We start from the raw sequence: 14000 nt of genomic DNA on the forward strand, positions 1-14000 counted from the left end.
CCCCTTCACCGGAGACACCTCATGTCCACCCTGCTCCCGCCCTCGCTTTTACCTCCGAAGGCGCTGCTCCTCGACCTCGACGGCGTGCTCCTCGACACCCGTCCGGTCATGGAGCGCGCATGGCAGCAAGTCCTGAACGAGCACGGTCTCGACGTACCGTTCGAGGAGTACGAGCGCCACCTCGGCCGGCCCTTCGCCGACATCATGGAACGGCTCGGATTCACCGAGTCCGAGCAGTTGCACCGTACGTACGACGAGGCGTCGATCGCCGCGTCCCACCTCGCTCGCGAGTTCGACGGCGCCGTGGAGGTCCTGCACGCCTTCGTCGCCGCCGGCTGGCTCCTCGGCGTCGTCACGTCCAAGCCGTTGGAGCGGGCAGCCCCGCTCCTGACGACCCTCGGCTGCCCGTTCTCCACGGTGCGCACGCCGAACGGGGGTGGGCGCGGCAAGCCCGCTCCGGACCCGGTCCTCCTCGCCCTCACCGACCTGGGTGTCGATCCCGCCGACACCGTGTACGTGGGCGACATGGCGGTCGACCAGGAAGCCGCCCGCCGCGCCGGCGTCCCGTACGTCCACGCCGGCTGGGGATACGGATGCCCGGGTGCCCCCTCGCCCGCGGTCGCCGAGTCCCCTAAGGACCTGCTGAGGCTCCTCTCCCCGGGCCCCTTCCTCGAAGGGAGCCTGCTGTGACCACGCCCCCTCGCCATGTCCACGGTCTGGCGCGGACCGACGCCGACGGACAGTCCGCATGGGCATTGGTCGGCGAAGGCACGCTCACGACTCTGACGTCCGCCCGGATCACGACCAGCGAGATGGAGGCTCTGCCTCTGAACGCACAGGAGCAGGAAGCCCTCGTCGAGCATGTCATGGATGCGCTCCAGTGGTACGGGGCGTATCTCAGGACTACGCCGGGCGGGGCCGGGTGGCTGTACGTGCAGCACGTACCGGTCCGTCGCCTGGTGGCTCACGTCGTACGCAAGCTGATGGCCCTCAGCGCCTGGGAGCCGTTCACGAAGGCGCCCGGCCCGCTGAAGATCGCTCCGCACGAGGGACTCGTCGGGCTTCGCAAGAGCAGTTCCCGGGAGTACCGCGCCTACACCATCACGTGGTCCGGCATCGCGTATCTGCTCGGGGCAACCGCGTTGTACAACCCCTTCCGTACGGCACAGCTGAGCAACCTGCAGCCGGCGCGCGTCGACACCCGAGTGCCAAGCCCTCCCCCGTCGGCCCTGCCACGCACCGACGTCGTCGCGCTCTCGTGGTCGTCCCGCCATGCGGCCACTCTGCTGCCGGTACTCGAAGACCTGACAGGTGGTGGCCGGACGAGTCTCCTCGTCGATCTCGCCACGGACCCGGCGCAACGCTGCGACACCCCAGCCGTCGAGGGCATCAGGCTCGTTACGCCTCCACCTGGACTCTTCGCCCTGTCCGGAGCCGTGGAGCGCCTGCAGCTATGGGACGACGAGCACGTCGTCCAGGTGAAGGAACACGTCGTCCGGCTCTCGCGTCTGGTCCGTCTCCTGGCCGTCCTGCTGGAGACGAGCGGTGGATGCACCCAGCCGTCATGGCGCTCCGTGGTCCGTCTGGAGACCTGGCTGAGCGGGGTCCTGGAGGCCTCTCGCCCGCACACGCTGCTCGTCAGCAACGACACCAGCCCCGTTGGCGCGCTCGCCGTCCACCTGGCCGATCTCAACGGCGTGAACACGGTCCATGTGCAGCACGGAGCCTGGACTGCGGAGTCGGTCGCGTGGCCCGCGCTGCACAGCCGGGACATCGTCGTCATGGGCGATCGTGACGCCCCGCTCGCCAAGGCGTGGGCGCGCCACCCGGACGCCGAGGTCCACGTGCTGGGGCAGCCCCGCTTCGACGTCCTCGCCGGCATCGGGCGGGAAGCCCAGAGGCAGTACCTCGAGAAGCTGCTGGTCCCCGGATCCGGGCGGAGCCCCGACCGGATCCTGGTCTGGGCCTGCCAGCCCTTCGGTCCCGACCGGCTCAAGGCCCACGCCGACCTCCTCCTGGACGGGATGTGGAAGACCGAGGGCGAATGGGGACTGGTCATCGCCCCGCACCCGGCACAGAGCCCGGAGGTCTTCGCCTCGCTCATGCAGCGGGACGGAAGGCCCCTCGTGGCCGTCGCCGATCCGCAAGTAGGGGCCCGAGGTTGTCTCGTCGGCGCCGACGTCGTAGCGAGCGCCTATTCGACGTGCGGAATCGAGGCCGCCCTCTTGGGCGTGCCGGTCCTGGAGATCGGCACCGCCCACGAACGCACGCTCGGGCTAGCCGATCACGGCCTCGCGCGACGCTGCACCACCGCCGAGGACGTCACCGACGCACTCTCCACACCCCGCACGCCGCACGCGGCTGCCGAACCCGGCTCGACGGACGCGGTGTGCCGCTGGGGCGGCGACAGCGCCGCCTTGGTCGCGCAACTCATCGCCAGCCGCGCATCCGGCCATCAGCTCGAACACCTCCGAAACGAAGGAGTCCCCTCCCGATGACATCCCTGACCGCCGACAGCATCGCCGAGCTCTTCGTCGGTGCCGTCGCCCTGGCCAAGTCCGGCGAGAGCATCAGCCCGCGCGGCATGGCCACTCGTGAGGTCCTCGACGTCCACATGCGGCTCACCCGGCCGCGGGCCCGCCTGCTGTACGCGCCGCCGTCCAGGATCGTGAACCCCGCGTTCGCGGTGGCCGAGACCGTTTGGATCCTCTCCGGGTCGGACGAGCCCTGGATCTTCGACTACAACACGAAGCTCCGGCAGTACGCCGACGACGGAGTCCTGCGCGGCGCCTACGGCCCGCGGATGCGAAAGTGGTCGGGCACGGTGGACCAGCTCGCCCGCGTCGTAGAGATCCTCAAGCAGGACCCGGACTCCCGCCGAGCCCTGATCCAGCTCTACGACCCGGCCCGGGACGCCGCCGGGCACAAGGACGTGCCCTGCACACTCGGCTTCCGCTTCTACCTGCGTGACGACCGCCTGCACATGTCGACGACGATGCGCGGCCAGGACGTGTGGATCGGCATGCCATACGACCTGTTCTTCTACACGGTCCTGCACGAGCTGGTGGCCGGCTGGATCGGCGCCGAGCTGGGCGACTTCCACCACCACGTCGGCTCCCTGCACATCTACGAGAACCACCTCGACCAGGCTGATGAGTTGACCTCGATCGTCACGAGCGTCGACATGCCGGACCTCACCACCCCGTGGGAGGGATTCGACGCCCTCCTCCATCAGGTCAAGACGGGGGACGTGACCGGGCACGCCGGCTGGGACACCATGTCCGAGACCCTGCGCAGCTACCAGCTCTGGAAGGGCAGCCGACGGGAGCAGGCGACGGCCCTGGCCGGCAAGATCGACGGGCCACTCGGCCAGGCCATGAGCGCCTGGTACGACAAGCTGAACCGTCGCGCCATGACCTCATCCACACATGCCTCGGCCGGTGCGCGGTGACGGCGTCCGTGGACCAGGCGCCCTCGGTCATTCTCGGCCTGTGCTCGTACACCCACGACTCCGCCGCCGCGCTGCTCGTCGACGGGCAGCTCGTCGGCTTCGTCGAGGAGGAGCGGCTGTCCCAGAAGAAACACACCAAGGACTACCCGCGCCACGCCGTCGAGTGGCTGCTCGGCGAGGCCGGGCTGTCCGCCACCGACGTCGACGTCGTGGCCTACAACTTCCGGCCCGCCCGCTACCTGCTCGAATCCCCAGCCGCGCTGCGTCTGGCTTTGTCACCGACCACGCGTGACCGGGCGGTGCCGCGAGCCCGTGGCTTCGCCAAGGTGGCGATGCGCACCCAGCTCCGTGTCCGCGACCTCGGCCGGCGGTTCCCCGCCGCACGTGTCTCCCCCGTCCTGCATCACCGGGCTCATCAGCTGACGGCTTTCGCGGCCTCCGGGTGGAACGAGTCCGCCGTGCTCGTCGTCGACAGCCTCGGCGAGCGGCAGACGACGACCATCGCCCACGGGCACGACACGCTTCGTCCACGCACCCGCACCTTGGAGACGATCAACGATCCCGCCTCTCTCGGGTACGTGTACGGCGCTGTCACCGAGCACCTCGGGTGGCGTCGCGGTGACGAGGAGGGCACCCTGATGGCGCTCGCCGCGCTCGGCAACCCCGGGCGGTTCCGGGAACTCTTCGCCCGAGCCGTCCGCGTCACCCCCACGGGCTTCACCGTCGACCCGCTCTACTTTCCCCCACGGGTGCTGACTTCGGGCTACCCGAGGACAGCCCGGCGGTTCATCGACGCGACGTGCCCCAAACGGCACCCGAGCGAGCCGCTGCGCGACGTGCACCGGGACTTGGCCGCAGCCCTCCAGGAACGCACCGAGCAGGTGATGCTGCACCTCGCTCGTCGAGCGCGGACCGTCACCGGCTCCCGACGCCTGTGCGTCGGAGGCGGCGTCGCCACGAACTGCGTGAGCATCGGCCGCATCATCGAGGCCGGCGTGTTCGACGAGGTCTTCGTGCCGCCCGCCCCCGGCGACGCCGGCACCGCGATCGGCGCCGCCATCGCCGTACACCACGACAGCCGCGCCCCACAGCCCATGTCCGGCGTCACCCGGGCCTGCTACCTCGGCCCGTCCTTCCAGGGCACGTCTCTCGACCTCACGCCGTGGCCCGGGCTCCAGGAGAAAGCGCTGGGCGCCGAGGCCGCCGAGTTCCTCGCCGAGCAGCTCGCAAGCGGTCTGGTCGTCGGGCTCTTCCAGGGGCGCGTCGAGGCCGGCCCTCGTGCCCTCGGCAACCGCTCGATCCTCGCTTCCCCTCGGGAGCCGGGCGTCATCGAGCGGCTGAATGCCACCGTGAAGTTCCGGGAGCCGTTCCGTCCCTTCGCCCCTATGGTGCTCGCCGAGCGCGCTTCTGAGTTCTTCACTCTCGGCCAGGAGGCGCCGTACATGTCGATGGCCTCCGGCGTGACCGACAAGGCGCGCGAACTGGTGCCGGCCATCGTGCACGCCAACGGCACCTCCCGTCTCCAGACCGTCACCCACGCGCAGAACCCGTTCATCCACGAGGTCCTCAGCGCCTTCGCCCGGCGCACGGGCATTCCAGTGCTGATCAACACCTCGCTCAACGTCATGGGCAAGCCGATCTGCGGAACGCCGGAGATGGCCCTCGACTGCCTGGCCAACTCGGGGTTGGACGCCCTGCTGCTGGAGGGACGGTGGATCACCAAGTGAGGATCGGATACAGCTTCTGGGGTTTCCTCGGCAACGGGATCACCGACACACCGGACGGGGGCCGCAGCCACCGCCGCCCCCTGATCGACGCCCTCCTCGACCGCGGCCACGAAATCGTCTTCCTCCAGGCCAACCGCGACTTGATCGAGGCCGGCGACGGCCTGGGCAACGCCTACGCCTTCCACAGCGGCAGCCCGGACATCGACGCTCTGTTCCTGGAGTGGCGCTGGGCGATCAACGGACGCAACACCACACGGTGCGGCGCCGAAGGCCACACGTGCGACCTGCATCGCCAGACCGAACTGGTCACCCGGTACACCGTGCGCAGGAAGACGCCGACCGTGATCTGGGACAAGGACCGCAAGCTCCGGTCCGAGAGCGTGTGGCGACGCGTCCCCCATGCCACCGTCTGCGAGGCCGCCCTCAAACCGACGCCTGGGGCACAACGCCTGCTCTTCCCCGTCGACGACCGCCTACTCACCGCGGCGGATCCGGTCGCGCTCGCCAAGAGGCAGCGTGACCTCGTCCTCGGGTACGTCGGCAATCAGTACGACCGCGACGAGCACTTCGACCGCTTCTTCGCACCGGCCGCGGCGTGCTTCGACCACCTGGTCGGAGGCAAGTGGACCAAGACCGGCCGCTGGCCGCACGTCCGGTTCCTCGGCAGGCTCCCCTTCGAGGCGGTCCATGGCGTGTACGGCAGGTCGCTGGCGACCATCCTCATGCTGCCCGAGACGTACGCGGCCGTCGGACAGATGACGCAGCGGATCTTCGAGGCCGTGCTCGCCGGCTGCCTCCCACTCGCCCCTGCCGACATCGTCCATGCCGACCGCTTCGTGCCCAAGGAGCTGATCGTCAGCTCTGGTGATGAGGCGATCGAGCGGCTGACCCACCTCCAGCGGATCGCCGGCACCCAGCAGCACGCGGACTTGATCGCGGCCTGTCTGGACCGCCTCGACCTGTTCCGGCTGAGCCGACAGGTCGACGTGTTGGAAGCCGTCCTGGACACGGCCGCCGGCACCGTCGCGATCGAACGCGGGGCGGCCTGATGCAGCTGAGCAGCCAGGCCACCGCGTCTGGATCATCCGAACGTGCCCGGGCGGCCGGCCCGACCCCGCACCCGAGCACCACTACGCTGGAGCATCATGAAGAAGGTCGCCATCGTCGGCTGCGGAGGCAGCGGCAAGTCGTACGTGGCTCGCGAGCTGGGCAGGATCCTCGACGCCCCGGTGACGCACCTGGACGCCGCGTTCTACGACGACGAGTGGCACGAGCTGCCCATGGAGAAGTTCGCCGCCCTGCAACGGGAGCTGGTCGCGCAGCCGAGGTGGGTGATCGACGGAAACTACAACTCGACCCTGCAGACCCGACTCGAAGCCTGCGACACCGTGGTCCTCATGGACGTCTCGACCGTGGCCTCGCTGTATGGGATCTTCTCCCGGCAGATCCGGCACGGGGCCGGGCACAAGGGCAACGGGGTGCACAACCGCATCCACTGGGGCGTGGTCAAGTACGTGGCGACGTACCGCCGCAAGATGCGCCCGCGGGTCATGACCAAGATCGAGGAATTCGCCTCGGACCGTGCCGAGGTGGTGCTGCTGTCCAGCCGCCGGCAGACGCGCCGCTGGCTGCGAAAGGTCGCCGCCGAGCACCGCTGAGCCTCCCGCGCCTCCGAGGGAAGGGCGCAGCATGAGCGGCACCAACCCTTTCCTGGACCCGACGCGCCAGGCAGAGCTGTACGGGCACGCCTCCCGACTGGCCGGCCGCTCCAACGCCTTGATGCGAGCAAAGACCGCCGGACGCCCCGTACCGGAGACCATCGTCGGACTGGTGCGTTCCCATCACGAGCATCCGGACCAGCTCGGCCTGGCTCTCGACCTCGGCTGCGGTCGCGGAACGAGCAGCCTGACCCTCGCTCGGGAACTCCAGCCCCAGCGCGTCGCCGGCCTCGACGCCGCCCCCGCCCTGGTCGAACAGGCCCGCCAGCGCGCCCGGCAGCTGCCCGACCTCCTGGTGACCTTCCACCACGGCGACTTCCACCACCTCCCCGTGCCCGCCAAGTCGTGCGATGTCATCGTTGCCGCGTTCTGCCTCTACCACTCGCCGAATCCGCAGAGCGTAGTCGCGGAGATCGGTCGGGCGCTCGCTCCCGGCGGCCTGGCTGTGCTCGTCACGAAGCGGCTCGACAGCTACCGGGAGATGGACCAGCTGGTCGCTGCCGCCGGCCTCGACCCGCGAGCCGAGCAGCACGAGAGCCTGTACATCTCGGCACACAGCGGCAATCTCGCCGACCTGGCCACCGCGTCGCTCGACGTACTCGCCGTGGAGCACGAAGAGCACAGCTTCACCTTCGACGGCCACAACCACGTGGCGGAGTACCTGGCCACCAACCCGAAGTACGACCTCGCTCCCGGTCTGTACGGCAATCCGAGCAAGCTGGCCGCAAACCTGCACCAGTCCCTTCCGGACAGTCCACTCACCACCACGTCCCTCGTCACGTTCGTCGTGACCCGGTCGCGGGGAGGCAGGCTGTGAGACTCCGCCATTTCACCAAACGGTACGAGACCGCTGCCCAGGTGGCTGCGGCCGCCCGTCACCACGCCTGGCTCACCGAACACGCACGGCCGCTGCGTCTGCCGGCACTGACCGTGGTCGGACCGACGAGTCTGACGTACGAGTGGATCGACGGCCGTCCGGCCTGGCCCGAGGACCTTCTGACCCTGGCCGAGCTGCTGGGCGACGCCCACGGCGTCGCCTGGACCACCGACCTCCGGTCGGCCTCTTTGAACACGCCGCACCGTTTCCGGGACGGCATCGTCTTCGGCGACTACATCGGTCCCCGGCAGACCGCCCTCCGAAGAAGACTGGAACAGGGGTACCTGCCGGACCGGGTCGCTCTCCACGCGATGCTGACGCTGCTGGAGAAGACCGCCGAGGGACCGACCGCCTTCTACAAGGACAGCAACCCACGGAACTTCATCATCACCGAGGTCGGCGACGTCTACACGGTCGACACCGACGACCTGACGCTCGCACCGATGGCGTACGACCTGGCGAAGCTGATCACGACGCTGGCCATGACGAACGGGCCGCTGCCAGCCCCAGCCATCGACTCCGCCCTGCACGCCTACAACGAAGCCGCCGAACGCCACGCCCCCCGGCTCGGCACCACGGATCGCGAGCGGCTCGACGACTTCCTCGCCCTGCACGCCGTCCTCAACGCTCCGTACGCCGGACGCAACGGCTACCGCGACAGCTGGACGGCCCGACCCTGCACCCGAGGTTCCGCATGATCACCACCGAACTCGTCTTCATCCGCCACGGCGAGGCCCAGTGCAATATCGACGGCCTGGTCGGCGGCCCGCGCACCTGCACCGGGCTGACCAACCGGGGGTACGCCCAGGTCGAGCAGGTCTCGCTCCGCCTCGCCGCCGAGCACCGCGCCAAGCCGTTCGACGCGCTGTACGCCGGCCCGCGCATCCGCCTGCGCCAGACCGCCGAGATCATCAGCCAGGCCCTCCGGCTCCCGATGCGCACGGACGACCGTCTCGACGGTCCCGTCCACGGCGCCGCCGACGGCCAGCCCTGGACCGAGGTGAAGACCTCCGCCGACGGCGGGCCGCACGCCCATCCCAACGAGCCATGGGCTGCCGGATCCGACACCTGGAACGGCTACCTGGAACGGGCCGGCCGCTTCCTGCGAGAGCTCATCGCCCAGCATCAGGGCGAGCGCGTCCTGTTCGCCGCGCACGGCGAGACCGTGATCGCCGCGCACACCCTCCTCCTGGGAATCCCGCTCGGCTCACCGGCCGGATTCACGGTCTCCCATGGGTCCATCACCCGCTGGCAGCACCACCTCAACCGCCTCGGGCAGGGGCGGTGGATGCTCGACCGCCACAACGACACCGAGCACCTGGCCGCCTTAGCGCAGGAGGCCGCCTCGTGATCACGCTGTTCGACGACCCGCGTCTGAACCTGGCCCGTGGCGCGCTCGGAGCGGTTCGGATCGTGCACGACCCCATGCTCCCGCCCCGAGTCCTGCGCCTGGTCGACGCCGAGGGCAACGAGTTCTTCGCCAAGCAGCACAGCGAACGCGACCGGTACGTCCGCGAGCTCCAGGCATATCTCGCCTGGGGAACCTACCTGGTCGGCCATGTCCCCCGCATCGTGGGTCAGCAGGACATGACGTGCACACTGCTGCTCACCGCCGTTCCCGGCGTACGGGCGGATGCACTCGCACCAGGATCGCCCGAGGAGGAGCAGCTCCATTACGAGGCCGGACGTGTGCTCGGGAAGCTGCACCGCGCCACCTCAGCGCCGCCCAGCGGAGCCGTCAGCACGCACCTCGCCCAGCGGCTGCGCGACTGGATCGCCCGTGCGGACCGGGCCGGCCTCATCTCCGCGGTCGAACGCGACGGCCTGAGCCACAGTGCCGACGTCCTGACGAACACGCTCATGGACGGCGCAGTATGCCACCTCGACTACCAGCCCCGGAACTGGCTCCTCGGCGACGTCTTCGGGCTGTGCGACTTCGAGCACATGCGCCGCGACGCCCGCATCCGCGACTTCGCCCGGCTCGAGTTCCGCCGCTGGCAGGCAGCACCCAACCTCCGCACGGCCTTCTTCGCCGGGTACGGACAGCCGCTGGACGACACCGAACAGCGGCTGCTGGAGTCCTTCGGCGCGATCGAGGCCGTCACTGCACTGGTACGTGGACACGAGCAGGACGACCTCGCCCTCAGCGCCCACGGCCGCACCGTACTGGCCCGCCTCTCCTGAACATCGCCCTTCCCCACCTTCTGGAGATCTCCGTGTCACAGAACTCGCCCGCCCACCTGACCACCACCGTCCCGCGTCGGGCCGTCGTCACCGGCGCCGCAGGCTTCATCGGCTCCCACCTCGCACATGCCCTCGTCCAAGCCGGCGCCATCGTCATCGGCGTCGACCGGCGCGACCCGGCCACCGACCCCACGGCCGCGGCCAACCTCGCCGCCCTGCAGGGGATCCCGGGATACATGCACGTCACCGCCGACCTCCTCAGCTGTGCGATCGAGCCGCTTCTGGTAGACGCGAACGCCGTCTTCCACCTGGCCGGCATCCCCGGGGTACGCCCTTCCTGGGGGCCGAAGTTCAGCGACTACGTCGCCTCGAACATCCTCGGGACCCATCGCGTCATGGACGCCGTCGCCCGCATGGGCGTTCCCCGGCTCGTGGTGGCTTCGTCCTCCAGCGTCTACGGCGCCACGGACGGCGGTGCGAGCGTGGAGACCGACCGGCCCCAGCCCGCGTCCCCGTACGCGGTCACGAAGCTCGCCGAGGAGCAGCTCTGCCTCGCGCACTCCACACAGGCCCACTGCCCGACCAGCGTCGTCGCCCTGCGGTACTTCACCGTCTACGGCCCCCGGCAGCGGCCGGACATGTACACACACCGTGCCCTCACGGCAGCCCTGACCGGTCAACCGCTCCGTCTGTACGGCGACGGTCACCAGCGCCGGGACTTCACGTACGTCGACGACGCGGTCTCCGCCACCATCACCGCGGCCACCGTCCCGACTGCGCAAGGCGTGATCAACGTGGGCGGTGGTTCGGGCGCCTCCCTGCTCGAAGTGATCAACATCGCGCGCAGCCTCACCGGGCGCGAGGTCCAGGTTCACCAGGAGCACCCGCGCAGCGGCGACGTCCTCACCACCCGTGCCAACCGCAGCCGCGCCCAGGAGGTCCTGGGCTGGCAGCCCCAGGTCGACCTTCACAACGGCATGCGTGCCCACATGAGGGCTCTGGCCGCCGAGCTGCACGCCGAAGAGCCGCGGAGCCACGGGTTGCGCTCGTTCGACGGCTCCGCCCCGCTGGCCGCCCTGGCCGATCTGGCCCTCCTCCCTCGCCCCACCCATTCCTGACACCCACCGACGGGAGTACGCCGTGGCCGCCACCACGACCGCACCACCGCATACCGCACGTCGCCATCATGTGGCGGTCATCCCCTGCCGTTGGGGAGCCTCCCGTTTCCCGGGAAAGCCCCTCGCACAGCTCGGGGGTAAGCCGCTTCTCTGGCACGTCCACCAGCGCTGCCTGGAGGCGGAGCGTCTCGACGGCGTGGTGGTCGCCACTGATGACGAGCGCATCGAGAGGGCGTGCCACGAGCTGGGCATCGAGTCCATGCGCACTGGGCAGCACCTCACCGGTACAGACCGCGTAGCGGAGTGCGCGGCGCATCTGCCGGCAGACGCATACATCAACGTCCAGGGCGACGAGCCGTTCATCTCCCCTGCCGCGATCGACGCAGTCTCCGAAGCCCTGGAACACCTCGCACCGGGAACGCTCGCCGTGAACGCGTACACGGTGTTGGACGACGTCGGCGCGGTCCTGGACCACAACGTCGTGAAAGTCGTCGTCGACGCCGAAGAGAACGCGCTGGTGTTCTCCCGCCAGCCGATCCCGTACCCACGAGGAGACCGACCGAGGTACCGACGCCAGCTGGGTCTTTACGGCTTCACGGGAGCGGCCCTCAACCTGTTCCGACGGCTCCCTCAAGGGCCGCTGGAGCGAACCGAAGGCGTGGAAATGCTGCGCTTCGTGGAACACGGCCATGGCGTACGAATGCTTCCTGTCATCGACGACGGCCTGGCCGTCGACACACCGGAAGACCTCGCGAGAGCAGGCTCGCTCCTTCGCTCTCGCCCGATTAACTGACCGCCCGCTGCAACCAAGGGCGGGAGCCCGAAAACCCGCCCGTCACATGTGCATCGAAGCTCGGCATGTCGGCCATGGACGGATCCCTCGGCCCCCATGCCGAACAAGGGTCCGTGCGCCCTACATGCGACGTCGAGCGCTCAGTTTCGGGCTTCGGGCCTCGTCTCAAATACGCGTGTTCGATATCGAGGCCACGTCGTTGACCTCGGTGTCGTCACGGAAGCCAGGAACACCAGTGTTGGAGGACCGCAGTTGAGCGCACCAGAAACACGCGTGTTCCAGCAGGACGAGCTGGTTCCTCCCCCTCCGCCGGCGGAGATCCAGTACACCGGGGAGTACTCGGTAGACCCCCTCGGCGAAGCCTCCTTCCGCAAGCTCTGCGGCCAGGTCCCGAGGGTGCTCCACCGCATCGTCGCCATGTCCTGGCGCATCGACCGCCGGGCCGTCCTGCTCCTCCTGGCCTGTCCCGTGGTCACCGGTGCCGCGGCCGCGGTGCTGCTGGCAGCCACAGCTGGCGCGATGCGTCCGCTCCTCGGGGCGGGAAGCGTGGCCGACCGACTCTACGAAGCCCTGCCGGCCCTGGTCGTGGCCAGCGCTGCCGCCGCACTGACCCGTGTGGCGGCCGCCGTGGCCACCTACGCCGAGCGTCTCATCACTCCGCGGCTCACCACCGAGGCGGACACCGCTCTGGTCGCAGCGGTCTGCCGCGTCGAGGCGTCGGCGTACGCCATGGACGGCTTCTCCGACCGCCAGGAAGCCGCGGAGATGGGCGTCATCCGCACCCACGTGATGGTCAGCGACGCGCAGCGGTTCCTGTCGGCGCTGGTCAGGATGGTCACGGCCGCGGGGGCGCTCAGCGTACTCAACCCGCTGCTGCTGCCGCTGTTGCTGCTCGCCGTGCTCCCGGCCGGCGTCGGCGCGGTGCTCACCGCCCGTGTCGACTACGAGATCCACTACGCGAACATCGCCGACCGCAACGTGCGCGGCATGATGCGCTGGTGGTCGACGAACCCCAAGTACGGCGACGAGGTCCGTGCCAACTCGATGACCGACTACCTGCTGTTCTGGCACCGCTCCCTGTCCGACCGCTGCGACCGTCGGAACCTGGCCGCGGCCCCGCGCACGCTGCGGATCTCCCTCGTCTCCTCCGTGGCCGCCGGCGCCTTCCTGCTCGCGACGTGGGGTGCGCTGGCATGGCTCGCCGCCACCGGACAGATCGGTGTCGCGCTCGCCGCGACGGCCGTCGTCGCCGTGCAGACCACACTCGCCGCGCTCTCCCAGGTGATCCTCAACGGTGCCGCCCTCTTCCACACCAGCCTGTACCTGACCGACATGCAAGCCTTCCTCGACGACGCCGAGGCCCACGCCCCCAAACGCGGAAACAGCGCGATCGACCGTGACACGGAAGAGATCCGCCTGGAGGAGGTCGTCTACCAGTACCCCGGCAAAGACACCCCGGCCGTCAACGGCGTGTCCCTCAACCTACGTCGCGGTGAGATCCTCGCGATCGTCGGCGTCAACGGCTCCGGCAAGTCGACGCTCACCCGTCTCATCACCGGCATCTACCTCGCCGACACCGACCCGGCCACCATCTGGCGGCAAACCGGCCTCGTTCCCCAGATCTTCGCCCAATGGCCCCTGCGAGTCCGCGAGAACGTGACCCTCGGCCAGCCCCGCACCCACGACGACGCCCCCGTCTGGGACGCCGTCGACGCCGTCGGCATGCGCGAGGCCGTCGAAGACCTGCCCGCCGGCCTCGACACCCTCCTCGCGCGCGAGATCTTCGGCGGCGCGGAACTCTCCGGCGGCCAGTGGCAGCGCCTCGCCTGCTCCCGAGCCCTCTACCGCCGACCCGGCCTGCTGATCCTGGACGAGCCCACCTCCCAGATGGACCCGCGCGGCGAGCACCAGATCTTCGAGCAGATCAAGGCCATCGCCGCCGACCGCATCACCATCGTCATCACCCACCGCCTGGAGAACACCAAGATCGCCGACCACATCGTGGTCATGGAACACGGCCGCATCACCGAACAGGGCCGCTACGACGACCTCGTCCACGCCGGCGGCACCTTCGCCGAACTCCTCGCCCTTTCCCAGGACCGCTGACCTTCGCCTCGCGCTTCCTCGTACGG

13 protein-coding genes are annotated in these 14000 nt (G+C 69.5%); all 13 read left to right on the plus strand.

From position 1 onward, the window contains the following. The first annotated feature begins 21 nt into the window (after positions 1-21). The 13 genes from GGE06_RS24980 (at position 22) to GGE06_RS25040 (ending at position 13974) form a co-directional block, all read left to right on the plus strand. Positions 22-690 carry an HAD family hydrolase gene (locus tag GGE06_RS24980; RefSeq protein WP_184931768.1) on the plus strand — a complete coding sequence of 223 codons (669 nt, stop codon included), beginning with the start codon at positions 22-24 and terminating at the stop codon, positions 688-690. Continuing rightward, complete coding sequence (locus GGE06_RS24985; RefSeq protein ID WP_184931769.1) at positions 687-2498, plus strand: glycosyltransferase family protein; 1812 nt, start codon at positions 687-689, stop codon at positions 2496-2498. The genes GGE06_RS24980 and GGE06_RS24985 overlap by 4 nt, the downstream gene beginning before the upstream one ends. Beyond that, a complete protein-coding gene (locus GGE06_RS24990) occupies positions 2495-3451 on the plus strand; it encodes a thymidylate synthase (protein ID WP_184931770.1) in 957 nt (318 codons plus the stop codon). Before GGE06_RS24985 ends, GGE06_RS24990 begins: the two co-directional genes overlap by 4 nt. Before the next feature lie 8 nt (positions 3452-3459). Beyond that, entirely contained in the window at positions 3460-5178 is a 1719-nt protein-coding gene (locus tag GGE06_RS24995; protein ID WP_184931771.1) for a carbamoyltransferase family protein, read from the plus strand. Further along, entirely contained in the window at positions 5175-6227 is a 1053-nt protein-coding gene (locus GGE06_RS25000; protein ID WP_184931772.1) for a glycosyltransferase family protein, read from the plus strand. The genes GGE06_RS24995 and GGE06_RS25000 overlap by 4 nt, the downstream gene beginning before the upstream one ends. Before the next feature lie 96 nt (positions 6228-6323). Beyond that, on the plus strand, positions 6324-6836 hold the full coding sequence (locus GGE06_RS25005) for a P-loop NTPase family protein (RefSeq protein ID WP_184931773.1): 513 nt from the start codon (positions 6324-6326) through the stop codon (positions 6834-6836). Between the two features lie 31 nt (positions 6837-6867). After that, on the plus strand, positions 6868-7713 hold the full coding sequence (locus GGE06_RS25010) for a class I SAM-dependent methyltransferase (protein WP_184931774.1): 846 nt from the start codon (positions 6868-6870) through the stop codon (positions 7711-7713). Then, entirely contained in the window at positions 7710-8471 is a 762-nt protein-coding gene (locus GGE06_RS25015; protein ID WP_184931775.1) for a phosphotransferase, read from the plus strand. Before GGE06_RS25010 ends, GGE06_RS25015 begins: the two co-directional genes overlap by 4 nt. Continuing rightward, on the plus strand, positions 8468-9124 hold the full coding sequence (locus GGE06_RS25020) for a histidine phosphatase family protein (protein WP_184931776.1): 657 nt from the start codon (positions 8468-8470) through the stop codon (positions 9122-9124). The genes GGE06_RS25015 and GGE06_RS25020 overlap by 4 nt, the downstream gene beginning before the upstream one ends. Next, positions 9121-9957, plus strand: a complete 837-nt coding sequence (locus GGE06_RS25025; protein ID WP_184931777.1) for a phosphotransferase — start codon at positions 9121-9123, stop codon at positions 9955-9957. The genes GGE06_RS25020 and GGE06_RS25025 overlap by 4 nt, the downstream gene beginning before the upstream one ends. A gap of 32 nt (positions 9958-9989) precedes the next feature. Further along, complete coding sequence (locus GGE06_RS25030) at positions 9990-11075, plus strand: NAD-dependent epimerase/dehydratase family protein (protein ID WP_312883283.1); 1086 nt, start codon at positions 9990-9992, stop codon at positions 11073-11075. A gap of 22 nt (positions 11076-11097) precedes the next feature. Next, a complete protein-coding gene (locus GGE06_RS25035; RefSeq protein ID WP_184931778.1) occupies positions 11098-11868 on the plus strand; it encodes a 3-deoxy-manno-octulosonate cytidylyltransferase in 771 nt (256 codons plus the stop codon). 417 nt (positions 11869-12285) lie between these two features. Beyond that, positions 12286-13974: an ATP-binding cassette domain-containing protein gene (locus tag GGE06_RS25040; RefSeq protein ID WP_376773590.1), complete on the plus strand. Its 1689-nt coding sequence runs from the start codon at positions 12286-12288 to the stop codon at positions 13972-13974. Positions 13975-14000: the final 26 nt, after the last annotated feature.

The organism is Streptomyces nymphaeiformis, assembly GCF_014203895.1.
Classification (GTDB): domain Bacteria; phylum Actinomycetota; class Actinomycetes; order Streptomycetales; family Streptomycetaceae; genus Streptomyces; species Streptomyces nymphaeiformis.

Bases quoted from the DNA above. Each gene is read 5' to 3' on its own strand.
- GGE06_RS25040 (WP_376773590.1), top strand. From the start codon at position 12,286: ATGTCCTGGCGCATCGACCGCCGGGCCGTCCTGCTCCTCCTGGCCTGT.
- GGE06_RS25020 (WP_184931776.1), top strand. From the start codon at position 8,468: ATGATCACCACCGAACTCGTCTTCATCCGCCACGGCGAGGCCCAGTGC.
- GGE06_RS25005 (WP_184931773.1), top strand. From the start codon at position 6,324: ATGAAGAAGGTCGCCATCGTCGGCTGCGGAGGCAGCGGCAAGTCGTAC.
- GGE06_RS24990 (WP_184931770.1), top strand. From the start codon at position 2,495: ATGACATCCCTGACCGCCGACAGCATCGCCGAGCTCTTCGTCGGTGCC.
- GGE06_RS25010 (WP_184931774.1), top strand. From the start codon at position 6,868: ATGAGCGGCACCAACCCTTTCCTGGACCCGACGCGCCAGGCAGAGCTG.
- GGE06_RS24980 (WP_184931768.1), top strand. From the start codon at position 22: ATGTCCACCCTGCTCCCGCCCTCGCTTTTACCTCCGAAGGCGCTGCTC.